This window comes from Okibacterium endophyticum (assembly GCF_054780075.1).
In genome coordinates this window covers 1-22,237 of sequence record NZ_BAAGXA010000006.1, presented here as the reverse complement: position 1 = coordinate 22,237, position 22,237 = coordinate 1, and the positions used below count along the sequence as shown (strand labels likewise).

At 67.2% G+C, this 22,237-nt stretch carries 22 protein-coding genes; 15 read left to right on the top strand and 7 right to left on the bottom strand.

The genetic code is table 11. The annotated features are described in order from the left end of the window. The first annotated feature begins 138 nt into the window (after positions 1-138). The 11 genes from ACYVF5_RS08695 to moaA all read left to right on the top strand — a co-directional run bounded on the left by ACYVF5_RS08695 (position 139) and on the right by moaA (position 12,472). Entirely contained in the window at positions 139-1,053 is a 915-nt protein-coding gene (locus tag ACYVF5_RS08695) for a carbohydrate ABC transporter permease (RefSeq protein ID WP_460945800.1), read from the top strand. Beyond that, positions 1,053-1,994 carry a carbohydrate ABC transporter permease gene (locus tag ACYVF5_RS08690; RefSeq protein ID WP_460945382.1) on the top strand — a complete coding sequence of 314 codons (942 nt, stop codon included), beginning with the start codon at positions 1,053-1,055 and terminating at the stop codon, positions 1,992-1,994. The genes ACYVF5_RS08695 and ACYVF5_RS08690 overlap by 1 nt, the downstream gene beginning before the upstream one ends. Positions 1,995-1,996: 2 nt before the next feature. After that, positions 1,997-4,354, top strand: a complete 2,358-nt coding sequence (gene yicI, locus ACYVF5_RS08685) for an alpha-xylosidase (protein WP_460945380.1) — start codon at positions 1,997-1,999, stop codon at positions 4,352-4,354. Then, positions 4,351-5,817, top strand: a complete 1,467-nt coding sequence (locus tag ACYVF5_RS08680; protein WP_460945378.1) for a GH1 family beta-glucosidase — start codon at positions 4,351-4,353, stop codon at positions 5,815-5,817. The genes yicI and ACYVF5_RS08680 overlap by 4 nt, the downstream gene beginning before the upstream one ends. Positions 5,818-5,930: 113 nt before the next feature. Further along, positions 5,931-7,205 carry an ROK family protein gene (locus ACYVF5_RS08675; protein ID WP_460945376.1) on the top strand — a complete coding sequence of 425 codons (1,275 nt, stop codon included), beginning with the start codon at positions 5,931-5,933 and terminating at the stop codon, positions 7,203-7,205. A 140-nt stretch (positions 7,206-7,345) separates the two neighbouring features. Next, complete coding sequence (locus ACYVF5_RS08670; protein ID WP_460945374.1) at positions 7,346-7,882, top strand: glyoxalase superfamily protein; 537 nt, start codon at positions 7,346-7,348, stop codon at positions 7,880-7,882. 337 nt (positions 7,883-8,219) lie between these two features. Further along, positions 8,220-9,449, top strand: coding sequence for a multidrug effflux MFS transporter (locus tag ACYVF5_RS08665; protein ID WP_460945372.1), 1,230 nt, complete (start codon positions 8,220-8,222; stop codon positions 9,447-9,449). A gap of 170 nt (positions 9,450-9,619) precedes the next feature. After that, positions 9,620-10,309, top strand: a complete 690-nt coding sequence (locus ACYVF5_RS08660) for a phosphatase PAP2 family protein (RefSeq protein WP_460945370.1) — start codon at positions 9,620-9,622, stop codon at positions 10,307-10,309. A 161-nt stretch (positions 10,310-10,470) separates the two neighbouring features. Continuing rightward, positions 10,471-10,965 (top strand): MogA/MoaB family molybdenum cofactor biosynthesis protein, encoded by a 495-nt coding sequence (locus ACYVF5_RS08655; RefSeq protein ID WP_460945368.1) that lies wholly within the window; start codon positions 10,471-10,473, stop codon positions 10,963-10,965. Next, on the top strand, positions 10,965-11,387 hold the full coding sequence (locus tag ACYVF5_RS08650) for a molybdenum cofactor biosynthesis protein MoaE (protein WP_460945366.1): 423 nt from the start codon (positions 10,965-10,967) through the stop codon (positions 11,385-11,387). Before ACYVF5_RS08655 ends, ACYVF5_RS08650 begins: the two co-directional genes overlap by 1 nt. After that, positions 11,384-12,472, top strand: coding sequence for a GTP 3',8-cyclase MoaA (gene moaA / locus ACYVF5_RS08645; RefSeq protein ID WP_460945364.1), 1,089 nt, complete (start codon positions 11,384-11,386; stop codon positions 12,470-12,472). The genes ACYVF5_RS08650 and moaA overlap by 4 nt, the downstream gene beginning before the upstream one ends. 462 nt (positions 12,473-12,934) lie before the next feature. On the opposite strand, the gene ACYVF5_RS08640 is transcribed toward moaA, so the two are convergent. From ACYVF5_RS08640 to ACYVF5_RS08615, 6 genes are read right to left on the bottom strand one after another with little or no spacing between them, the layout of a single operon-like run. Then, positions 12,935-13,171: a MoaD/ThiS family protein gene (locus ACYVF5_RS08640; protein WP_460945362.1), complete on the bottom strand. Its 237-nt coding sequence runs from the start codon at positions 13,169-13,171 to the stop codon at positions 12,935-12,937. Continuing rightward, the gene (locus ACYVF5_RS08635) at positions 13,168-13,521 is read right to left on the bottom strand and encodes a DUF6457 domain-containing protein (RefSeq protein ID WP_460945360.1); all 354 of its coding nucleotides are present in this window, start codon (positions 13,519-13,521) and stop codon (positions 13,168-13,170) included. The genes ACYVF5_RS08640 and ACYVF5_RS08635 overlap by 4 nt, the downstream gene beginning before the upstream one ends. Further along, positions 13,521-14,378 (bottom strand): molybdenum cofactor guanylyltransferase, encoded by an 858-nt coding sequence (gene mobA / locus ACYVF5_RS08630; RefSeq protein WP_460945358.1) that lies wholly within the window; start codon positions 14,376-14,378, stop codon positions 13,521-13,523. The genes ACYVF5_RS08635 and mobA overlap by 1 nt, the downstream gene beginning before the upstream one ends. After that, a complete protein-coding gene (gene moaC, locus ACYVF5_RS08625; protein ID WP_460945356.1) occupies positions 14,356-14,835 on the bottom strand; it encodes a cyclic pyranopterin monophosphate synthase MoaC in 480 nt (159 codons plus the stop codon). Before moaC ends, mobA begins: the two co-directional genes overlap by 23 nt. Continuing rightward, on the bottom strand, positions 14,832-16,043 hold the full coding sequence (locus ACYVF5_RS08620) for a molybdopterin molybdotransferase MoeA (protein ID WP_460945354.1): 1,212 nt from the start codon (positions 16,041-16,043) through the stop codon (positions 14,832-14,834). Before ACYVF5_RS08620 ends, moaC begins: the two co-directional genes overlap by 4 nt. After that, positions 16,040-17,281, bottom strand: coding sequence for a ThiF family adenylyltransferase (locus tag ACYVF5_RS08615; protein WP_460945352.1), 1,242 nt, complete (start codon positions 17,279-17,281; stop codon positions 16,040-16,042). The genes ACYVF5_RS08620 and ACYVF5_RS08615 overlap by 4 nt, the downstream gene beginning before the upstream one ends. Before the next feature lie 245 nt (positions 17,282-17,526). On the opposite strand from ACYVF5_RS08615, the gene ACYVF5_RS08610 reads away from it, so the two are divergent. The 4 genes from ACYVF5_RS08610 to ACYVF5_RS08595 are packed head-to-tail and all read left to right on the top strand — an operon-like array spanning position 17,527 to position 20,913. Beyond that, positions 17,527-17,925, top strand: coding sequence for a TOBE domain-containing protein (locus ACYVF5_RS08610; RefSeq protein WP_460945350.1), 399 nt, complete (start codon positions 17,527-17,529; stop codon positions 17,923-17,925). Next, complete coding sequence (gene modA / locus ACYVF5_RS08605) at positions 17,922-18,692, top strand: molybdate ABC transporter substrate-binding protein (RefSeq protein WP_460945348.1); 771 nt, start codon at positions 17,922-17,924, stop codon at positions 18,690-18,692. Before ACYVF5_RS08610 ends, modA begins: the two co-directional genes overlap by 4 nt. Further along, complete coding sequence (locus ACYVF5_RS08600; RefSeq protein ID WP_460945346.1) at positions 18,689-19,492, top strand: ABC transporter permease; 804 nt, start codon at positions 18,689-18,691, stop codon at positions 19,490-19,492. The genes modA and ACYVF5_RS08600 overlap by 4 nt, the downstream gene beginning before the upstream one ends. Continuing rightward, positions 19,489-20,913: a sulfate/molybdate ABC transporter ATP-binding protein gene (locus tag ACYVF5_RS08595; protein ID WP_460945344.1), complete on the top strand. Its 1,425-nt coding sequence runs from the start codon at positions 19,489-19,491 to the stop codon at positions 20,911-20,913. Before ACYVF5_RS08600 ends, ACYVF5_RS08595 begins: the two co-directional genes overlap by 4 nt. Before the next feature lie 323 nt (positions 20,914-21,236). Here the strand turns inward: ACYVF5_RS08595 and ACYVF5_RS08590 are convergent, their stop codons facing one another. Beyond that, positions 21,237-21,788 (bottom strand): hypothetical protein, encoded by a 552-nt coding sequence (locus ACYVF5_RS08590; RefSeq protein WP_460945342.1) that lies wholly within the window; start codon positions 21,786-21,788, stop codon positions 21,237-21,239. Positions 21,789-22,237 lie beyond the last annotated feature (449 nt).

Sequence of the window (22,237 nt, the reverse complement as noted above, 5' to 3'; positions counted from 1 at the left end):
CGCCGACGGCATCCGCCCCGCACGTCGATGCCCGGCGTGCGCCACCTCGACGACACACACCGAAGAGAAAGACATCCCATGGCGACAGCATCTGCGGTCGATGCGCCACAACACGACAGACACGGAAAGAAGCCGGGCATGCCCAGCCTGATTCCCGGGTCGAGCCGAAATGCGTACTGGCTCTACCTCGTGCCAGGGCTCGCGCTGATCACGGTGATCATCGTGATTCCGCTGGTCTGGAACGTGTACCTCACGTTCACGGACTACCGCGGCATCAGGCCTCCGGAGTGGATAGGTCTCGAGAACTGGACGGAACTGTTCGGCGACTCCGTGTTCTGGACGTCGTTCCTCAACTCCATAGCGATGATCGTCGCGATGGTCGTTGTGCCGACACTGGTGGGGCTTGTGCTCGCCGCCATGCTCTTCGACCTCATCGGCAAGAAGTTCGGCGCCAGGCTCGCGAGCTTTCTGCGAGCCACCTACTACCTGCCACAGATCCTTCCCGCCGTGATCGCGGCGATCGTGATCGGCTGGATCCTGCGCCCCGAGAACGGTGCGCTGAACCAGGTGCTCGAGGCCGTCGGCCTCGGCGGTCTTCAGCACAACTGGCTGGGGAGCCCGGACACGGCGCTGCCGAGCATCATGGTGATCATGATCTGGGTGCAGCTCGGCTACCCGATCGTCATCTTTATGGCTGCCCTGCAGCGCGTCGACCCCGAACTCTATGAGGCGGCCGAGCTCGACGGGGCCGACTGGTTCCAGAGGTTCCGCGCGATCACCGTCGGCATCATCCGCCCTGAGATCTTCGTCGTCACCCTGACCTGCACGATCGCGGCGCTGAAGGTCTTCGGACCGATCTATGCGCTGACGGGCGGGGGCCCGGGCACGTCGACGATCGTGCCCGCCTACTACGCATACAGCGAGTTCTTCCAGTCGCAGCAGGTCGGCTACGGCGCCACGATCGCGACGGCGCTGACCGTTGTCATCGCCGTCATCAGCATCGTCTTCATCTTCGTGCAGACGAGATTCGAGCGCAGGGAGGAGGAGCGCTGATGTCGACAACAACACCTGCGACACGAACGCCCGGCACAGAAGCCGACGTCCCAGGCGGGAACAGACGCGGAGCCTCCGGGTCATCACGCGGCCAGAAGCGAGGCCGAGGGGGCCAGAACCGAAAGACTGTCGGCGACTGGCTGATCCTCGCCGTGGCCGTCCTGATCGGCCTCTTTATCGCCGTACCGTTTCTGATCATCCTCGTCAACTCGTTCAAGTCGCCCGCCGACTACAACACCTCGGGCCCGCTGAGCCTGCCGAGCGAGTTCTATGTCGACGGGATCGTCAACTTCTGGGAGCGCGTGAACTTTCCAGAGAAACTCTGGAACAGCTTCTTCATCTCGAGTCTCGTCGCCGTGCTGGCCGTCGGCCTCTCGATGCTCAACGCGTTCGCGCTCGGAATCGGGCGGGTCAGGGGCCGTACCTGGATCGTTGTGCTCATCCTGCTCGCCAACATGCTGCCGCAGGAGGTGCTGCTCTACCCGCTCTATTTCATGTTCAAGACCGTTGGCCTCTATGACAACCAGTGGGCAGTCATCGTCATCTTCACGGTGATACAGAGCGCGTTCGGCACCTACCTGCTCGCCTCTGTCTATGGCACCTTCCCGAAAGAGATGCTCGAAGCCGCATCTCTCGACGGCGCCAGCCGGTGGCAGATCCTCTGGCGTGTCGTCTTTCCGATCTCGCGCCCGACGCTCAGCGTTCTGCTGATCTTCTTCTTCATCTGGACCTGGAACGAGTTCCTCATCCCGCTCACGTTCCTGGTGTCGAATGCCACGCAGACCGTGCCCGTCGCCATCACCGTGCTGCAGGGCGACCGGCTGATGGACGTCACGACGACGAGCGCCTCCGCCCTTCTCGGGCTCATTCCCACACTCATCTTCTTCCTTATCTTCCAACGCACCCTCACCAGGGGCATCACAGCAGGAGCGGTCAAGTAGTTATGAAGTTCACAGACGGTTTCTGGCACACCCGCCCCGGCGTCACGGCCCTCTACGCCCAAGAGGCGTATGACATCGACGCCGCGGGTGAAAGCCTGATCATCTCAGCCCCCACCAAGGTCATCGAGCGGCGGGGAGACACCCTCAACCGCCCGATGCTCACCGTGACTCTCTCGAGTCCGCTCGAGGGTGTGATCGGAGTGCGCACAGAACACCACGCGGGCGAGAGCGCCTTCGGAGGCTTCGACCTCGTCGGCGCCGTCCAGGGCGCGGGAACCGCGACGTCGAATGCGGCTGGCGGCGTTCTCGAAGCAGGCCCGCTGACCGCGAGGGTCGCGCCGGGCTCGCCGTGGAACCTCAGCTTCGAGGCGGATGGCCGCACCCTCACGACAAGCGGCCACAGGTCGATCGGTTATGTTCAGCTCGCCGACGGCGCCCCCGTCGCGGCAGAGCCGGCCGGCGTCGCCGGCGTGACGACAAGCGGCCTCGCCGAGGCATCGAGCTACATGCACTCGCAGCTGTCGCTCGGCGTGGGCGAGCTCGTCTATGGCCTCGGCGAGCGCTTCGGACCGCTCGTCAAGAACGGCCAGACCGTCGACATCTGGAATGCGGACGGCGGCACGTCGAGCGAGCAGTCGTACAAGAACATCCCGTTCTACCTCACCAACCGCGGATACGGGGTGCTCGTCAACCACCCGGAGCACGTCTCGTTCGAGGTCGGCTCAGAGGCCGTCGAACAGGTGCAGTTCTCTGTCGCGGGTGAGAGCCTCGAGTACTTCGTGATCTATGGGCCGACGCCCGCAGACATCCTCGAGCGTTACACCAGACTCACCGGTCGGCCCGCGAGGGTGCCCGCCTGGTCGTACGGCCTGTGGCTGTCGACGAGCTTCACCACGGACTACGACGAAGAGACGGTGAACAGGTTCATCGACGGCATGGCCGAGCGCGAGCTGCCGCTCAGCGTGTTCCACTTCGACTGCTTCTGGATGCGCGAGTTCAACTGGACGGACTTCGAGTGGGATGCCCGGGTGTTTCCAGACCCAGAGGGAATGCTGTCGCGTCTGCACAACAACAAAGGCCTCAGGGTGAGCGCCTGGATCAACCCCTATATCGGGCAGCGCTCGAAGCTCTTCGCCGAGGCCGCCGAGGCCGGGTATCTCGTGAAGAGGCCGGACGGCGTTCTCTGGCAGTGGGACATGTGGCAGGCGGGAATGGCTCTCGTCGACTTCACGAATCCGGATGCCACGGCCTGGTTCCAGGGCAAACTCCGCACCCTGCTCGAGCAGGGCGTCGACGCGATCAAAACGGACTTCGGTGAGCGCATTCCGACGGATGTCGTCTGGCACGACGGCTCGTCGCCTGCGGCCATGCACAACTGGTACACCCAGCTCTACAACCGTGCGGTGTTCGACGTGCTCGAAGAGCAGCGAGGTGCGGGTGAGGCCGTGCTGTTCGCCCGTTCTGCCACGGCTGGCGGCCAGCAGATGCCCGTGCACTGGGGCGGAGACAACTCGTCGAGCTTCGAGTCGATGGCAGAGACGCTGCGCGGCGGCCTCTCTCTCGCGCTCAGCGGCTTCGGCTATTGGAGCCACGACATCGGCGGTTTCGAGGGAACACCGGACCCGGCCGTTTTCAAACGGTGGGTGGCGTTCGGGCTGATGTCGAGTCACTCTCGGTTGCACGGCTCCATGAGCTATCGAGTGCCGTGGGCGTTCGACACCGGAGAAGAGCCAGAGGGCCAGAGCGCCGTCGAGGTGACACGAAAGTTCACGAGGCTCAAGCTCGAACTGATGCCATACCTCTATCAGGTGGGCATCGAAGCGCACGAACGCGGGCTGCCGTTTATGCGGCCCATGCAGCTGGCGTTTCCCGGCGACCCCGCCGTTGCGCACCTCGAGCGGCAGTACACGCTCGGCGACAGCCTGCTCGTCGCCCCGGTGTTCAGCGAGCCGGGCGACGTCGAGTACTACCTGCCTGCCGGAACTTGGACGAACTACCTGACCGGCGAGGTGGCATCCGGCGGCGTGTGGCGCACCGAGCGCCACGACTTCGACAGCATGCCGATCTGGGTGCGGGGCGGCAGCGTCATCGTCACCTGCCCGGGGGCTGACCGGCCGGACTACGACTACACGAGCAACCCTCTCGTCACGGTGTATCCGGGCGACCCGGGCACGCGCACAGCTGCCGTGACGACTCCGGAGGGCGGCACGGTCACCTTCACGGTGACCGTCGCCGAGGCGCAGGTCACCGTGACGAGCTCGAGCGATGCGCCGTTCCGCGCCACCCTCGCGGCTGGCGCACCGGCAGCAGACACCGATCACACCCACTCACGCAACGGAAGGGCCGTGATCACACGATGAGCGAGCAGAACACCGGCACAGAACCGGTGACCGGCGCGAGCGACTACCGCGATGCCGGTCTCGTCTTCGGGCCCGATTTCGTGTTGGGCTCGGCGACGGCGTCGTATCAGATCGAGGGCGCTGTGACACAGGACGGCCGCGGGCCCTCGATCTGGGACACGTTCAGCCACACTCCCGGCAAGGTCTGGAACGGCGACACCGGCGACGTGGCGTGTGATCACTACAACCGACTCGACGACGACCTCGACCTCATGAAGGCACTCGGGCTCGAGGCCTATCGGTTCTCGATCGCGTGGCCGCGCATCCAACCGACCGGTCGTGGCGCCGCGAACGAGGCGGGACTGTCGTTCTACGATCGGCTCGTCGACGGGCTCATCGCCCGCGGCATCCGCCCGATCGCCACGCTGTATCACTGGGACCTGCCGCAAGCGCTCGAAGATGAGGGTGGTTGGACGAGCCGCGAGACCGCGCATGCGTTCGCCGACTACGCGAGGATCGTCGGCCGGCGCCTCGGTGACCGGGTCGAGCAGTGGACGACCCTCAACGAGCCGTGGTGTTCCGCCTACCTCGGCTACGGCTCCGGTGCTCACGCCCCCGGGCGCACCGACGGCGCAGATGCGCTGACTGCCGTTCACCACCTCAACCTCGCACACGGCCTTGCCGTTCGGGCGCTGCGCGAGGTCGTGACCAACGACCCGGCCTTCTCGGTCACCCTCAACCTGCACGTGTTCCGCCCAGACGGCGAGACAGGCGCAGAGGCGGTTCGCCGCGTCGACGGCCTGGCGAACAGGCTGTTCCTCGACCCGCTGCTGAACGGCGAGTACCCGGCAGACGTCCTCGCCGACACGGCATCCGTCACCGACTGGTCGTTCATCCGCGACGGCGACACGGCCGTCATCAACCAGCCGCTCGACGTGCTCGGCATCAACTACTACTCCACGAACCGCGTGCGTGTGTGGGACGGCGTGAGCGAGAAAGAGAGCGCAGACGGGCACAAGCCCTCTGCCGGAACCGCGTGGCCGAGTGCTGAAGACGTCGAGTTCGTGTCGCAGCCTGGTCCGTACACGGCCATGGGGTGGAACATCGATCCGTCCGGTCTTGAAGACCTGCTCGTCTCCGTTCACGAGCGCTGGCCGGATCTGCCGCTGATGGTCACCGAGAACGGCGCGGCGTTCGACGATCGGGTCGTGACGCACGCCGACGGTGTGTCGGCTGTGCACGACGCCGACCGCATCGACTACCTCAGGCGGCACTTCACCGCTGCGCACCGGGCCATGCGGCGCGGGGTGGACCTGCGCGGCTACCAGGTCTGGTCGCTGATGGACAATTTCGAGTGGGGCTACGGCTACTCGAAGCGGTTCGGGATCGTGCGGGTCGACTACGATACCCTCGAGCGGTTGCCGAAGGATTCAGCCCTCTGGTACAAGCGGTTCATCGCCTCGCGCACGCTGCCAGCCCAGTGACGCCAGGTCGTCTCCCGTGCTCCTGCCATGCTCTTGCCGCTCGCGGTGCTCGCCGCACGTGCGGCGGACGAGCCGATGTGAGCCAGGAACCCGGTGTCGGGTAGGGTCGCTCTGTGAACACCCGGGGCAATAATCTCGACACCGTCAGGCGGCACAACCTGTCGATGATCCTGGGGCTCGTGCACAGACACGGTGCGCTGTCGCGCTCCGACCTCACCCGCGAGACCGGGCTCAATCGGTCCACCGTCGCCGCGCTGGTGGCTGAACTCGCCGCTCTGCGGCTTGTGGTCGAGGCGGGGCCTGACGCCTCGCGCGGCGTCGGCAGGCCGTCACCGGTGGTGCGTCCCCATCCAGACCTCGTCGCGTTCGCCGTGAACCCGGAGGTCGACGCGGTGACCGTCGGCGTCGTCAGGCTGAACGGCGTTGTCGTCGCACAGCTGCGCCACGAGGTCGAGACCCCGCCGACCGTCGATGACACGGTCCGCATCACCGTCGACCTGATCCGGCGGCTGAGTGAGACTCTGCCGGCAGAAGCACTCGTCGCCGGCATCGGCGTGGCTGTCCCCGGGCTCGTGCGCGCCGCGGACGGTGTGGTGAGGCTCGCGCCGCACCTGGGCTGGATCGACGAGCCTCTCGCTGAACGGCTTGCGGAAGCCACCGGGCACTCGGCCTTCGCGGCCAACGACGCGAGCCTCGGCGCCGCCGCCGAATATGTTTTCGGCGCCGGCCGCGGGGTCGGCGACCTCATCTACCTCAACGGGGGAGCGAGTGGCATCGGTGGGGGTGTGATCGCCAACGGCCTGCCGCTCGGCGGAGTCGGTGGATACGCGGGGGAGTTCGGCCACAATCTCGTGACCGCCCGTGTGCCTGCTGCCGGCGCAGGGGCATCCGACGCCGCACCGGGTGTGCACCGGGCGGGGAGGCCGGATGGCGGCTCGCGGGTCGACGGCACGGGCGGCGACGATCTGACGCTCGAAGACGAGGTCAATCGGGCACGCCTGTTGCGGGTGCTCGGGCGCGACCACGCCGACCCGGTTGCCCTCGAGCGCGAACTGCTCGAGTCCGACGACCCGGCTGTCGTCGCAGAAGCGGAGCGGCAGATCTATGTGCTGAGCATCGCGCTGCGGAACGCCATCAACGTGCTGAACCCCGAGGTGGTTGTGCTCGGCGGGTTTCTGGGTGCGCTCGCGGCGAAGAACGGAGAGCTGCTCGATGAGTTCGTGGCGTCGCAGACACTCGCTGCGTCGTTCGAGCAGGTCAGGATCGTGCGGGCCGAGCTGGGCGCAGACCTTCTGATGATCGCTGCTGCCGAGCTGGCCTTCGAGCCGCTGCTGCGCGACCCGGCGTCGCTGCGTGCGGGGACTGCTACCATGGGCGGCAGGTTGTGATGTGGCCTGCATCCCGCGCCGCAGAGTCGGCATGGTGAAGCACATCAGTGAAGTGGTCCGGAGATCGTTGTGAACACACGGTGCCACGGCCGGCAATGCGGGAACTGGGCGGGAACGGTCACCGGGACACGGATGAACTCATGGACGTTACCATCGCCAGTGCGAAGTCGGCCGCGCGAAGGCTTCGCGAGCATCTCACCCAGAGCGGCTTCGCCATCAGCCACAGCGAAGCACTCGAGCTTGTCGCGCATCAACTGGGGTTTCGCGACTGGAACACGGCTGTCGCAGGCCTGAACGCGTCGACCGGCGGGGGAATCGGCGGCGCGATCCCTGTCCTTCGCATCCACGACGAGGCGGTGGCGCGAGAGTTCTACGTCGACTACCTCGGCTTCGCCGTCGAGTGGGAGCACCGCTTCGAGCCCGGGATGCCGCTGTACGCCAGACTGCGCCGTGACGGTGCGGTGCTCGACCTGTCCGAGCATCACGGCGATGGAACGCCCGGCACGGTTGTGTGGATGCCGGCATCGGACCTCGCCGGTCTTCATCGTGAGCTCTCCGGACGAGGTCATCCACGGCTGCGACCCGGCATCGATGACGACGCACCGGGTGGGCCGACGATGACCATCACCGACCCGTTCTCGAACACGTTGCGGTTCTGTCAACCATCGGCGCCGTAGAAGCTGCCGTTCGAAGCGGAGTGCGGCAGCATCGGCCGGGTGGCCGACGGTCGCGGAGTCCGTCAAGTCCGTCACCGTGGATGACGTACGGCTGTTTCCGTCGTCCTGTTGCCGCACCCGCCGCCTCGCCCGGCGCATCGCACCGATGAATTGACGATCCTGAGCACCACGGGTTGAACGGAATGCCGTCTTGCACACTAGACTGGATTCTTTATTGAATCGAGCCGGTTTCGCGGCTCTTGATTCGCGGCCCGGCCACGCGGGCAGCCTTCGAGGCTTCGTGGTTCTCAGCGTCGCACCGCAGCGGCGGCAATAACTCTCTTCTGCAAGGACTCTTGTGACTACCGTTGTGCACCCCGGCGATTCGCTCTCCGGGCGCCAGAGGCTCGTCTACGTGCTCATCCTGGGCTCGCTGACCGCTCTCGGGCCGTTCACGATCGACCTCTACCTTCCGGCGTTCCCGATGCTCGAGGGCGAGTTCGACGTCGCGGCATCCGCGATCCAGCTCACTCTCACCGGAACGACCATCGGGTTCGCCGTCGGCCAGCTGTTCATGGGGCCGTGGAGCGACAAGGTGGGAAGGCGGCTGCCGCTGCTCATCGCGACGAGCGTGCACGTTCTCGCGTCCGTGGGTGCGGCGTTCGCCCCTGACATCGTGTGGCTCAGCGTGTTCCGGGTGCTGCAGGGTGTCGGCGCCGCAGCGGGTGGTGTCGTCGCCATGGCGATGGTGCGCGACCTCTTCGGAGGCAAACCACTCGTACGGATGCTGTCGCGTCTCGCCCTCGTCAACGGCCTTGCGCCGATTCTCGCGCCAGTTGTCGGTTCGCAGCTTCTGCTCTGGCTCGACTGGCGTGGGTTGTTCTGGTTCCTGGCGGCATACGGGGTGCTTGTGCTCGTCGCCGTCGCACTCTGGATCGTCGAGACCCTTCCGCCGGCACGTCGCACGGGAGCTGGCCACAGCACCACACTCGAGCGGTACAAGAACGTCTTCAGCGACAGGACGTTCGTGGGCGTCGCGCTCATTGGCGGAATGAGCTTCTCAGGCCTGTTCGCCTATCTGTCGGCGTCGTCGTTCCTGTTCCAGGAGGTGTACGACCTCGACGCACAGCAGTATGGCCTGCTCTTCGGCGTGAACTCCGTCGGCATCGTGATCGGCGTGCAGATCGCGTCGAGGCTGATGCGCTGGTATGGACCCCAGTGGATACTGGCGGCGACAACACTCGTTCAGCTGCTCGCCGCCCTGAGCATCATCGGACTGTCGATGACGGACGCGGGTCTCATCGGCATCCTCGTGCCGCTGTTCTTCTTCATCACGGCGGCCGGCTTCGGTTTTCCCGCCGTTCAGGTGCTCGCACTCGCGAACCACGGCCACGAGGCCGGCACGGCGGCGTCACTGCTGGGAGCACTGAACTTCGGGCTCGCCGGCCTCATCTCGCCGATCGTCGGTGTTCTCGGCATCGGAACCGCCCTGCCGATGGCCTCGGTCATGGCCATCACGGCACTGGTCTCGGTCATCTCGCTGTGGATGATCGTCCGGCCGAAGACGGTGCCGCCGCTCGGCAACTGACCGCTCGGCTCGGGCGGGGCGGTGACGTGCTCGGCGATCCCATGCGGCTGATGCCGGTCGGGCGGCGCCTGAGCGGCTCCCGCGGCGGCTGACCGCTCGCCGGTGCCGACCTCTCCGCGGCGAGTCTGCGTGCTCTCGTCCGGGCATCCTGCGCACGGCATGATGGGGGGATGACCGACGACAGTGCGAACGCCGACACTCCGACGGAGACCGAGCTCCGCATCTCTCGCCGCTGGCCCGTGATCAGCGGCGGCATCGCCATTGTGCTCACCCTGCTTCTCGCGGTGCTCGTTGTGGTCAGGCAGAACCTGCTGCCGTTCGAGTTCGACGAGGAATGGGCCGAAGAGCTCGTCGAAGACCGGCTGCCGGCACTGGAATGGCTGTCACTGGCCATGAACGCGCTCGGCGGCGGAATCGTCGGCGTCTTCATCGTGCCGATCGGGGCGGCTGTGGTGCTGCTGATCGTTCGAAGACCGTGGTCTGCGTTCTATTTCATCGTCGCGTCCGCTCTCAGCGCCGGAGCCGTTCAGCTGCTCAAGGGGACCATCGGCAGACCGCGGCCAGAAGACATGCTCGTCACAAGCGATTTCGGATCGTTCCCGTCAGGGCATGCGGCGAATGCGGCAACGATAGCCGTGGCGATCGGCATCATCTTTCCGCGCCTCTGGGTGTGGATCGCCGGGCTGGCCTACGTCGCGCTGATGGCATACTCGCGCACCTATCTCGGTGTGCACTGGCTGAGCGACACCATCGGGGGAGCGCTGCTCGGAATCGGGGTCGCACTCATCGTCTGGGCCCCGTTCGCGGCGGCATTGCGGTCCGAACCCCGCCCGCACCGCGAACGCAGCGACAGCGCTTAGCGCCCAGCATCTCGTCTCGCCATCCCACTCCGCGAGGTCATCTCTTCTGGACGTTGTCGCCCGCTATGCCGGGTGAGAACGTCCAGAAAGGATGAAGCGGCCGCCTGCCACCCTGTGAAAAAAGGGGCGCTGCTGCCGCAGACAGCACGTAAGGTGGGCTGATGGCCACTGTTTCTGCACAGGCTCTTCCGGCTGCCGTCATCACGGTGTCCGATCGCGCGTTCGCGGGCGCTCGTGCGGATGAATCCGGCCCGCTCGCTGTCCGGCTTCTTGCAGAGGGCGGGTGCTTGGTCGACGAGCCGATCGTCGTGGCAGACGAGATCGACGCGATCACCGATGCGATAGGTGCCGCGACGGATGCCGGCGCCCGGCTGGTCGTGACCACGGGCGGCACGGGAGTCAGCCCGCGCGACGTCACTCCGCAGGCGACAGCAGCACTGCTCCGGCTGGAACTGCCCGGTGTGGCCGAGGCGATCAGGCGGAACGGCGGTCACCCGGCGGCGCCTCTCTCGCGCGGAATCGCGGGAATCGTGGGCATCCCCGGCTCACTCGTGGTGAATCTGCCGGGTTCCCCAGGGGGTGTGCGCGACGGCATCCCCGTGCTGCTCGAGATCGCCGCGCACGCGGTCAACCAGCTCGACGGGGGCGATCACTGATGCCGGCCACGATCATCCGTCTCTCGGCGGAGCCGCTCGATGTTATGGAGCACATTCATGCCGTCGCCGGCCCGCATGCGGGAGCGACTGCGAGCTTCGTCGGCACGGTCAGGGACCACGATCCCGATGCGAGCGGAGAGGTGGTCAGGCTCGAATACAGCGCCCATCCGGATGCCGGGCGGGTGCTCGAGAGCATCGTGTCGCGCTGGCAGGGCGACGACTCGCTGCGGATCGCCGTGAGTCACCGCGTCGGAACCCTCGACGTCGGCGACGCCGCGATCGTCGTCTGTGTGTCGAGCGCACACCGCGCCGAGGCATTCACCGTGTGCCGTGAGATCGTCGAGACGGTCAAACGCGAGCTGCCGGTGTGGAAGAAACAGCACGAACGTGACGGAACCCACGGTTGGGTAGGGCTCGTATGAACGTCGCCACGAATGTCGACAGCACGAACGTCGACCCGGTCGAGACCGAGGTCGAGGCCGTGAACGCTGACACGTCCGCGCCGCCCGTCATCGACCCGCTCGTCGACAGGTTCGGCCGTGTGCACCGCGACCTGCGCATCTCGCTGACCGACCGCTGTTCGCTGCGGTGCACCTACTGCATGCCGGCAGAGGGGGTGCCGTGGCTGGCGAAGGAGAACATCCTCAACACAGACGAGCTCGAGCGGGTTGCGCGGGTCGCTGCGAGCATGGGCATCGTCGAGGTGCGTCTGACCGGCGGTGAACCGCTGCTGCGCCGCGACGTGGTGGATGTTGTGCGCCGGATGTCTCGAATCGAGGGCGCTGACGGCCCGCTCAAGGTGTCGATGACGACGAACGGGCTTCGGTTGGCAGCGCTTATGGGCGAACTCGTCGACGCGGGACTCGAGCGTGTCAACGTGAGCCTCGACACACTGCGGCAAGACCGGTTCGCCTCGCTCACCAGACGTGACCGCCTCGGAGACGTTCTCGAGGGCATCGAGGCCGTGCGGGCATCCGGACTGCGGCCGCTCAAGATCAATACCGTCGCGATGCGCGAGGTCAACGAAGACGAGCTCTGCGACCTGGTGCGATTCGCGCGCGACAACGACGCCGAACTTCGTTTCATCGAGCAGATGCCCCTCGATGCCGGGCATGTCTGGTCGCGCGTGAAGATGGTCACGGGAGACGAGATCGTCACCGCCCTGCGAGCGGAGTTCGAGCTCACCCCCTTCGGCGAACGCGGTTCGTCGCCCGCAGAGGTCTTCTCGATCGACGGCGGGCCGACGACCGTCGGGGTGATCGCGTCTGTGACCGCGCCGTTCTGCGGCGCATGTGATCGTGTGCGGCTCACGGCAGACGGTCAACTGCGCAACTGCCTGTTCGCCCGTGAAGAATCAGACCTGCTCTCGCTGCTGCGCGCAGGTGCCTCAGACGCCGAACTCGCCGCGATGCTGCGCACCTGCATCACCGGCAAGCGCGCCGGCCACGGCATCGACGACCCCGGGTTCCTGCAGCCGGACAGGCCGATGTCGGCCATCGGCGGCTAGCAGTGCGCAGTGCACACAACTCTTCGACGGTTTGAGATTGACCTGGATCGGCTGGCTGACAACCGGCTACCGTTCGGTGTGCACAACTTCGGAGGAATGTGGGTTTCGTGTCGGATTCGGGCTCGGATCGGTGCGGGTGACGCGTTCTTCCGAAGTTGTGTGCGTGGAGTTGAGCACAGATGGATCGGGCAAACAGATGCGTGGGGCAAACAGATGCGTGGGGCATACAGGTGCAGATCTCGGAGCTGACCAGCTCGGCGATCCGGCGAGGTGGCGCTGGTGTGCACAACTTCGGAGGAATGTGGGGTTCGTGCCGGATTCAGGCTCGGATCGGCGCGGGTGACACGTTCTTCCGAAGTTGTGCTCGGGGCTGCCGCAGACGGGCCGAAGGTACGCTGCAGATCTCGCCCTGCCGGCCTCGGTCGGCCTCGGCCAGGCTCGGTCAGCCCCGTTCAGGCTCGGTCAGCCCCCGGCGAACGGCGGCAGGATGTCGACGGTCGCGGTGTTCGAGATCACCCGGTCGTCATCGAGATGCTCACCGTCTACGAGCACCGCGCAACGCGAAAGCACCCGCTCAAACTCGCCACCGTGCGCGCCCACCATCAATCGCTTGAGGTCGCCGAGGGTCGCGGGCCCGACGGTTTCTTCATCTGTTCCTGCAGCCTCTGCGGCCGCGGCGAAGTACCTGATCGTTGTCATGCCGTGCCGCCCGCACCGGTGTGCCCGCCCGCATCCGACCGAGCGTCTTTCGCACCCCAGCTGATGGCGAGTGAGCTTGCCTTGGCGGCCGCCTCTCGCACGGCATCGGCACCGCCCCCGTGCTTCGCGGCGGCGAGGGCGACCACGAACGTGCTGAGCGGTGCGCCGGGGCGAATCACGTTGTGCGCCACATCGCGGGCCACGTCGAGCAGAAGCTGAACGGGCATGGTGCTGACATCGACGTCGAGCTCATCGCCGAGGGCGGCGAGCCAGGCGTCGAGGTGCGCGGGGGTCCCCGGGTCTGCCGTGGCGGGGTTGGATGCCGGTGTGTTGCCGGATGAGGTCGCCATCAGATGGTCTCCGTTCGGTCGGTGTAGCCTCGGTCGGTGTAGGCTCTGACGTCGTCCCAGGTGTCGAGGTCGACGCTCGCGCCGTCTCGGTCGACGACGCGCTGAAGAACGAGTGGCGCGAGCAGGGACCGCATCGAGAGGCCTGCTCGATCGTCGGCTGCGGCGCATGCGCCGACGAGACTTGTATATCTGTAGCGCCCGGCCAGCCATTGGTCGCGGCCTTCCGTATCAACGATAATCGTGCCGTCGGTGCCGTCGGTGCCGTCGGTGCCGTCGGTGCCGTCAGTGCCGTGAGTGCCGTCAGTGCCGTGAGTGCCGTCAGTGCCGTCAGTGCGGTCGGTATGCGTGTCTTCAGGCGGGAGGTCAGCGCCCGTGCCGGCGCTGACGCTCGCATCGGTGTTTTCGTCTGATTCGTCTGACTCGCCTGGCTCCCTGCTGCTGAGACCGCGACTGCTGAGACCGCGACCGCTGCTGAGACCGTTACGGCGACCGCTGAGACCGCCACGGTGACCGCCGGCATCGTACGTCCGGATGAGATCGACGAGTTCGCGCGCCCGCGGCAGATCGCAGGCCAGAACCCACACGTCGTCGACCGGCTCGATCGCGTTGATGCCCGTGCACAGTGCGGCGGCAGGCCCTCCGAATTCCGGGGATTCGCGCACCGCGCGAGCGCCGGGGCGCTCTAACGCCTGCGGGCCGACGATCATACGCTGCGGCACGTCGCTCACTGCCGCGAGCACGGTGTCGAGCAGCGCGGAGCCGTCGACCACGAGCTCGGGCTTGGCTGCACCGCCGAGCCGCGTCGCGCGCCCGCCCGCGAGCACGATCGCCGCTTCACTCCGGTCTGACCCAGTCACCGCTCTTGCCGCCGCTCTTATGGGTGAGTTCGATCGATGTGATCGATACCGCCTTGTCGATTCCCTTGACCATGTCGACCACAGCGAGCGCGGCGACCGACACGGCGGTGAACGCCTCCATCTCGACGCCTGTGCGGTCTGCGGTGCGCACGGTGGCGCTGATCTCCACACCGCCGTCTGTGACCGTCAGGTCGACGGATGCCCCGTGCACGCCGATCACATGGGCGAGCGGAAGCAGTTCAGCACATTTCTTCGCCCCCTGGATGCCGGCGATCCTGGCCACGGCGAGCACGTCGCCTTTCGGGGTGGTCCCGTCTCTCAGCGCAGAGATCACTGCGTCGCCGCACCGCACGAATCCTCGAGCGGTGGCGCTGCGGACCGTCGGCGTCTTGTCGGTGACGTCGACCATCCTGGCCTCGCCCGCGGCATCCAGATGGGTGAACGGATGTGCTGTCACGGTGTGAGCTCCCAGACGTCGAGGTGATCTGCTTCTCTCACCGTATCGATGTTCGCGTCGACGAGCGCTATGCCCTCGGCGAGGGCGAGCGAGGTGACGAGGTGCGATCCAGACCCGCGAGAGGCCGAGGGCACAACACCGTCTGCGGTGAATCTGATCGGCATGAACTGGGCGCGCCCCGGCGGGCAGGTCCACCCGGTGGCGACGCGTTCGACCCGTGCCGGTCGCAGCTCTGTTGTGTGCCCGGCTAAACGCCTGAGGGCCGGCCGCACAAAGGCCTCGAACGAGATGAACGAGCTCACCGGGTTGCCCGGCAGGCAGAAGAGCATGGTTCCGTCGTCTCGTGTGCCGAATCCCTGCGGTTTTCCCGGCTGCATGGCGACGTTCTCGAAGCGGATGCCCGCGGGCTCGAGCACGGCACGCACCACGTCGAAGGCTCCGACGCTCACCCCGCCAGAGAGGATGACCACATCGGCATCAGCTGCCGCCGCGTGAATGGCGGCGCGCAGCCCGTCTTCATCGTCAGACACTCTCGTGACAGAGGTGACGAGGGCACCGGCCTCCGAAGCGCATGCCGCAAGCAGTGTGGAGTTCGATTCCGGAATCTGCCCGCGCCGGAGCGGTTCACCGGGCGCGACGAGCTCGTCGCCCGTCGCGATCACAGCGACACGGGGTCGTGCGAGCACAGAGAGCTGGCCGGCGCCAGCCGCTGCCGCCGCCGAGAGCTGCCGGGCACCGAGCACAGTGCCCGCGACGAGGACGAGGCTGTTCGCCGCGGCATCTTCACCGGCCCGCCTGATGTGCGCGTGCTCCCGTGGAGCCGCCAGCACGGTGATCTCGGCGTGAGGTGATCTCGTGACGGCGGTACCGGCATCCGTCTGTTCGAGGGGAACGATGGCGTCGGCGTCGCTCGGCACGGCAGCGCCCGTCATGATGCGTGCCGCTTCGCCCGCACCGATGCGCGGGTCCTCGGCCGAGCCCGCCGGCACATCGGCGACGATCCTCAGCGTGACGGGTGGTTCGAGCACATCCGCACGCCTGACGGCATAACCGTCCATCGCCGAGTTGTCGAACGCCGGCACGGGGGCGGCGCTCACAAGATCCGCGGCGAGCACCCGACCGTGCGCAGCGGTCAGGTGAACATGCTCGGTCGGCAGCCGGTGAACGGCCGCCAGAATCCGGTCGCGATGTTCGGCGACGGTGATCATACGGTGGCCGATCCGCTGTGCGCGTGCGAGTGCGCGTGCGAGAACGCGGGTGCGGCAAGAGGATGCCCCCCTGCGCGCCACGCGATCATACCTCCGTCAAGAGTCACGACGTCGGTGAAGCCGTTCGCGCGAAGTTCGGTCGCGGCGAGGTCTGCGCGTGGGCCGCGATGGCAGTAGACCACAACCGGGGAGTCGTGGTCGACGCCTTCGATCGGCGAGGCGGCGGCGTCGTCGGTGCCGGATGTGGTGTGGGCGGTGCCGGCGGAGAGGCGCGCGAGAACCTGATCGAGGGGCAGAAGGATCGCGCCGGGGATCACACCCTGCGTGTGCTCGTCCGGTTCACGCACGTCGATGAGGGCGACCTGCGCCCGGCGGACCAGCAGCTCGTCGGCGGTGATCGACGGTGACGGCGCCGGTTTCGGTGCGCGCGACTGTGCCGGCTCCTGCTCCGACGTCGCCGCTGCGCCGGCCCTCTGACGCACGGGGAGCTCGCGGGTGCGCGTCGCGAGTGCGTCGACCACGAGCATGCGGCCGAGCAGGGGATCGCCGATGCCGCAGATCAGCTTCACCGCCTCTGCCGCCATGATGCTTCCGACCTGCCCGCAGAGGGCGCCGAGCACTCCGGCCTCTGCGCACGACGGAACCTCACCCGGCGCTGGCGGGTGGGGGAACACGTCGCGCAGGGTGACGGGGTCATGTCCTGTGGGCGGTCGAGACCAGAACAGGCTGATTTGCGCGTCGAAACGCAGAACGGATGCCCACACCAGCGGAATACCGGCCCTCGCGCACGCGTCTGCCACCAGGTACCTGGTGTCGAAGTTGTCGGTCCCGTCGAGAACGAGGTCATAGGCGGCGAAGATGGTGGGAGCGTTCTCGTCCGTGAGGCGTTGTCTGTACACAACGACGCTCGCCTCCGGGGCGAGTTCGAGCACACGTGTGCGAGCGCTCGCGACTTTGGGGTGCCCGACGTCATCGATGCCGTGGATCACCTGGCGCTGCAGGTTGGACTCGTCGACGGTGTCGTCGTCGACGATGCCTATCGTTCCGACCCCGGCGGCGGCGAGATAGAGCAGTGCCGGCGCGCCGAGCCCGCCGGCGCCGAGCACACACACGCGTGCGGCTTGCAGGCGGCGCTGGCCGACAGTGCCGATCTGCGGCAGGCGCGTCTGCCTGCTCGTGCGCAGCTGTTCGTCCGGACTCAGCCTGTTCGCGGGCTCGACGAGGGGCGGGAAGGTCATGATGCAACGGTATGCCGTTTTCTGGCGGTGTGCACGACCGAGCACGGTGGATGCCTCCAGGCTCAGACGTGCGGCGGGTGAGATCCAGACGTTCTCGGCCCCGTCATCCTCTGTCCCTGCACCGGGCGCCGTGACCGCACCCTCACCAGGAACGCGAGGGTGGCCGTGCCGGCCGGGGAACAACGCGAGCGGAAAAAGATGACTCCGCCGTGTGGAACCGCAGGTGCGGTGATAATCTTCAATTTGTGACGCATTTCCGGATCTCTGAGGCGGCCCGCCTGCTCGGCGTGAGTGACGACACGGTGCGCAGGTGGATCGAGCGCGATCTTCTGCCCGTCGGCCGTGACGAGACCGGCCGGCAGGTGATCGAGGGGGCTCACCTGGCCGCGCATGCGCGCCGCGTCGCGAAGACTCCGGACGACCCGGCGTCAGGGGTCTCGAGTGCACGCAACCGATTCGTCGGACTCGTCACCGCCGTCACCATGGACACCGTGATGGCGCAGGTCGAGCTGCAGTGCGGGCCGTTCCGCGTGGTCTCGCTGATGTCGAGCGAGGCCGTGCGTGAGCTCGCGCTCGAACCCGGCTCGCTCGCCGTCGCCGTCGTCAAGGCGACAACCGTGATCGTGGAGACAGCCGAGACATGAGGCGCCCTCGCCTGCTCGCGGTCGCCGCGGCATCCGCACTGCTGCTCACCGGATGCTCGGGGCCGGGCGGGCAGGATTCCCCGCACGACGACGAGGTCACGATCTTCGCCGCTGCCTCGCTCGCGGGTGCCTTCGACGACGTGATCGCGGCATTCATCGAGGCGCATCCGGGGACCGACGTCGCACCGCTCGTCTCCGATGGATCCACCGTGCTCGCGGCCCAGCTGCGAGAGGGCGCGAGTGCGGACGTTGTGGCGCTCGCCGACGAGCGCAGCCTCACACCGCTGATCGACGACGGTCTGGTCGCGCAGAGCACCGTCTTCGCCACCAACACCATGCGCATAGCTGTCGCCAGGGGCAATCCCCTCGGGGTCGACTCGCTCGAGGATCTGGCCGAGCCCGGCCTGAAGGTCGTGTTGTGCGCTGCAGAGGTTCCGTGCGGGGCGGCATCCGTCGCCCTGCTCGAGCGGGCAGGCGCCGACCTCAGCGCTGTGAGCGCCGTGAGCGAAGAGACGGCGGTGACAGCCGTGGCGAACAAGGTGCGTCTGGGCGAAGCGGATGCCGGCCTCGTGTATGCGACAGACATCGTCGCGTCAGGCGGATCGATCGACGGCGTTGTTCCGGAGGGGGCGGACGCCGTCGTCAACAGCTACCCGATCGCCACGCTCGGCGAACGGCCCGGGGCGGGAGCACAGGAGTTCGTGGATTTCGTTCTGTCTGAGACCGGGCAGCGGATCCTGGCCGGTCACGGCTTCGGAGCGCCATGAACGGGCAGGTGCAGCAGACGCTGCCGCGGTGGGTGTGGGTGCCGGCGGGGATCGCACTCGCGCTGCTCGTGCTGCCGATCGTCGCGCTCGTCTGGCGCGTCGACGTCGCGACGCTCCCCGCGGCGATCGGCTCAGACGAGGCGAGAGAGGCACTGTGGCTCTCGGTCACCACGGCCGCGGCAGCGACAGTGATCTGCGTGCTGCTCGGTGGGCCGCTCGCGCTCGCCATCGCTCGCGCGCCGCGCCGCGCCGCCTCGGTGCTGCGCGCCGTTGTGCTCGTGCCCCTCGTGCTGCCGCCCCTCGTCGGCGGACTCGCCCTGCTCGCGCTGTTCGGCAGGGCAGGCCTGGCCGGCGGCGTGCTCGAGGCGTGGGGGATCAGTCTGCCCTTCACCACCGCAGCCGTTGTCGTCGCACAGGCTTTTGTCGCCCTGCCGTTCTTCGTGATCACTGTTGAGAGCACACTGAGAACGTCTGGAACACGCTTCGAAGCCGTTGCCGCAACCCTCGGTGCCAGCCGTGCGCGGGTGCTCACTCGCGTGACGATCCCCCTCGTGCTGCCCGGCGTTGTGGGCGGAACGGTTCTCTGTTTCGCACGGGCGATAGGCGAGTTCGGGGCGACAGCGCTGTTCGCCGGCAATGCTCCCGGGGTGACCCGCACGATGCCGCTGGCGATCTACACAGCGTTCAACGGCGCAGGCGCGACGCAGGAGTCGGCGACTGCGCTCGCGCTGATGCTTGTCGTCGCCGCACTGGTTGTGGTGCTCGGACTGCGCAGCTGGCGTGAGGACACCGTGCGATGAACGACGGTCTGCGCGGCGGTGGTGTGCGCGGTGCCGCGGACGGCGCTGCCCGGGGCAGTGGTGCAGCGGACGGTGGTGCTCTGCACGGCGGTGCCCGGGTCGGTGGTGCTCGGGTCGGTGGGGCACCGGACACCGGTGTTCCGGGCAGCGATGCGGCCTGTGGCGTCCCGGACAACGGGACGATGCGCGGCGACGCTGTGCACAACGGCGCCTTGTACGTCGACGTGACCGCCGAGCGCGGTGACTTCACCCTGGACGTGGCGTTCTCCGTCGCCGGCGGCGAGGTGCTGGCGGTTCTGGGTGAGAACGGGTCTGGCAAGTCGACGCTGCTCGATGTCATCGCGGGGTTTCTGCGGCCTGTGCGCGGAGTGGTGAGCGTCGGCCGGCTCGAACTCACGCGTGCGGGCCAGGGGGAGCTCGGTGGGCCGAAGGGCTTCAGCAGGTCGCGGTCGTCGTCCGTTGGGACGGTTGGGTCTGCTGGGGTTGCGGGGTCTGAGGGCTTTGCTGGGGTTGCGGGGTCTGCCGGGTCTGCGGGCTCTGCTCACTCTGCGAGGTCTGCCCGGCCCGCGGTGTCGATGGTGGGAGTCGAGCGCCGCGGCATCGGTCTCTTGCGGCAGGAGGCTCTGCTTTTTCCGCACCTGACGGCCAGGCAGAACATCGCGTTCGGGCCGCGGTCCCGCGGGGCGTCGCGGGTGCTGTCGAGGCAGATCGCCGACGAATGGCTTGAGCGGATCGGGCTCTCCGCCGTGGGCGGCAGGCAGCCGCACCGGCTGTCCGGCGGGCAGCGGCAGCGCGTCGCGATCGCGAGGGCGCTCGCCGCGGCTCCGAGGGTGCTTCTGCTCGACGAGCCCTTCGCCGCACTCGACGTGGAACAGGTGCCGGCGATCCGCCGGCTGCTGCACGATGAGCTCCGTCGTACGCGAACGACGGCTGTGCTCGTCACCCATGAACCCGTCGACGCCGTGCAGCTCGCCGACCACTGTGTGGTGCTCGGGGACGGCCGGGTGGTCGATGAAGCGGACGCGGCGGGTCTCGTCGCCGCGCCAGGGCATCCGTTCACCGCTGCACTCGTCGGGCAGAACCTCGTGCGCGGCCGGTGCGACGGCCGCACACTCGTGACGGACGACGGCACAGTGCTCGCGGGAACCTGTGACGCCGTGCACAGCGGGGCTCCCGTCGCGGCTCGTGCGGTGTTCCGGCCGGAGTCCGTCGCCGTGCATCCGACCGTTCCGTCGGAGCCCAGCTGGCCGGCGACAGTGTCTGGGCTGCACGGCGAGTTGCGCGGTGTCACCGTGCGCACATCGGCGGGAGTGAGCGCCCTTCGTGACCTGGATGACGTGGCGTCGTCGCCGCTCCCCGCACCCGGTGATCACGTCTGGCTGAGTGTGCCGCGTGAGAGGGTGCGCATCGTCCACGACTGAGCTGGTGTGTTCGCGCCGGTTGTGCGGGGCACGGAGGGTGCGGCGCCGTGGGCTGATCGAGCGGCTCTTCGAAAAGCTCCGCCGCCTGGGAGTGCAGGGGCTGCATCTGGTGACCGGCCCGAGGAACCTGGCATCGCATCCCGTCTATATGCGCGTCGGGCTGGACCTTCTGCCGTTGTGCAGTGCCGACGCCCGATTCTGGGCATCCGTTTCTGAGATGGCCGCCAGTCGGCACCTGCGTGCATCGGCATCCTGTGTGCATAGGTGCCTGTGTGCATAGGTGCCTGCGTGCATCGGCACCCGCGAGCATCGGTGCTCGCGGGTCAGGTGCGGCGGGGCAGCTTCGGAGCGCGCTCGAACCAGTACAGCATCTCAGGACTGGTCATCTGCAGCTCGTTGAGGGTCACGGGTTTCGACTGGCGTTCGATGGGGATCGAGATGCGCGAGGCAATGTTCTCGATGTCTTCTCGTGACCAGTATTCCCCGCGCATGCGCAGAAGCCACTTGTTGCCCTTCCCGAGCACGAACAACTGCAGACGGGAATCGTTTGCCATGCTGCGATGGAGTTCGAGCAGCACAACGCGCTCGATCTCGCTCTTCGGCACAACGATCGTGCGGCCGATCATCGTCCGCTCGATGAGAGTGTCGTCGGTAGCGGTGATGCGTTCCTGAACGAAGAGCGTCACCATGACCGCAACAGCGACGGCGAAGACCACGCAGAAGATCGCGACGAACTGCCATTGGCCGTCTGGAATCGTATGCAAGAGGCCTGTGACGATGATGGGGATTCCGAGCAGGGCCATGCCGAGGGCACCCTGCCACAGCAGTGCGGGGAGCGGGCGGACGACAACATCGGTGCCATTAACCTGTCGCATGGGCTCCCTCCTGTCACTGTTCACTCATGCACAACTTCGGAGATCGCAACCCGCCGGGACGTCACGCCGGACGTTTGCAACTGATCGACTGCAGATGTTCGAAGGCGATCGACTGCAGATCTCCGAACGTGAGTACAACCGCTCGACGCGCTTGCTGCTCCGAGCCTCAGTTTAGATGCCCGCAGCTCCTCGGCTCGTGTCGTACGCAACTTCGGAGTTCGAGCGTTGACAGCGCCGCCACGCCGCGTGCCGCCGCCGGTGGCACGATATTCTCCGAAGTTGTGTCCCGGTTTGCGGGTCCGGGGTCCGCGGGCACCGGCCCGGACCCTGGTTGTGGGTGCTGTGCGGTGGCCCTGGTGGGGGTCTTTGGCGGAGGATAGGGTGTCTGGTGTCACGACATAGGCGACAGATGATCGGCGACACGTGAGTCGGGTCATAGGCGACAGACT

What these genes read in the sequence shown, in the direction of transcription:
- ACYVF5_RS08695 (WP_460945800.1), top strand. Translation starts at nt 139, where the DNA reads ATGCCCAGCCTGATTCCCGGGTCGAGCCGAAATGCGTACTGGCTCTAC.
- ACYVF5_RS08690 (WP_460945382.1), top strand. Translation starts at nt 1,053, where the DNA reads ATGTCGACAACAACACCTGCGACACGAACGCCCGGCACAGAAGCCGAC.
- yicI (WP_460945380.1), top strand. Translation starts at nt 1,997, where the DNA reads ATGAAGTTCACAGACGGTTTCTGGCACACCCGCCCCGGCGTCACGGCC.
- ACYVF5_RS08680 (WP_460945378.1), top strand. Translation starts at nt 4,351, where the DNA reads ATGAGCGAGCAGAACACCGGCACAGAACCGGTGACCGGCGCGAGCGAC.
- ACYVF5_RS08670 (WP_460945374.1), top strand. Translation starts at nt 7,346, where the DNA reads ATGGACGTTACCATCGCCAGTGCGAAGTCGGCCGCGCGAAGGCTTCGC.
- ACYVF5_RS08660 (WP_460945370.1), top strand. Translation starts at nt 9,620, where the DNA reads ATGACCGACGACAGTGCGAACGCCGACACTCCGACGGAGACCGAGCTC.
- ACYVF5_RS08655 (WP_460945368.1), top strand. Translation starts at nt 10,471, where the DNA reads ATGGCCACTGTTTCTGCACAGGCTCTTCCGGCTGCCGTCATCACGGTG.
- ACYVF5_RS08650 (WP_460945366.1), top strand. Translation starts at nt 10,965, where the DNA reads ATGCCGGCCACGATCATCCGTCTCTCGGCGGAGCCGCTCGATGTTATG.
- moaA (WP_460945364.1), top strand. Translation starts at nt 11,384, where the DNA reads ATGAACGTCGCCACGAATGTCGACAGCACGAACGTCGACCCGGTCGAG.
- ACYVF5_RS08640 (WP_460945362.1), bottom strand. Translation starts at nt 13,171, where the DNA reads ATGACAACGATCAGGTACTTCGCCGCGGCCGCAGAGGCTGCAGGAACA.
- ACYVF5_RS08635 (WP_460945360.1), bottom strand. Translation starts at nt 13,521, where the DNA reads ATGGCGACCTCATCCGGCAACACACCGGCATCCAACCCCGCCACGGCA.
- ACYVF5_RS08620 (WP_460945354.1), bottom strand. Translation starts at nt 16,043, where the DNA reads ATGATCACCGTCGCCGAACATCGCGACCGGATTCTGGCGGCCGTTCAC.
- ACYVF5_RS08615 (WP_460945352.1), bottom strand. Translation starts at nt 17,281, where the DNA reads ATGACCTTCCCGCCCCTCGTCGAGCCCGCGAACAGGCTGAGTCCGGAC.
- modA (WP_460945348.1), top strand. Translation starts at nt 17,922, where the DNA reads ATGAGGCGCCCTCGCCTGCTCGCGGTCGCCGCGGCATCCGCACTGCTG.
- ACYVF5_RS08600 (WP_460945346.1), top strand. Translation starts at nt 18,689, where the DNA reads ATGAACGGGCAGGTGCAGCAGACGCTGCCGCGGTGGGTGTGGGTGCCG.
- ACYVF5_RS08595 (WP_460945344.1), top strand. Translation starts at nt 19,489, where the DNA reads ATGAACGACGGTCTGCGCGGCGGTGGTGTGCGCGGTGCCGCGGACGGC.
- ACYVF5_RS08590 (WP_460945342.1), bottom strand. Translation starts at nt 21,788, where the DNA reads ATGCGACAGGTTAATGGCACCGATGTTGTCGTCCGCCCGCTCCCCGCA.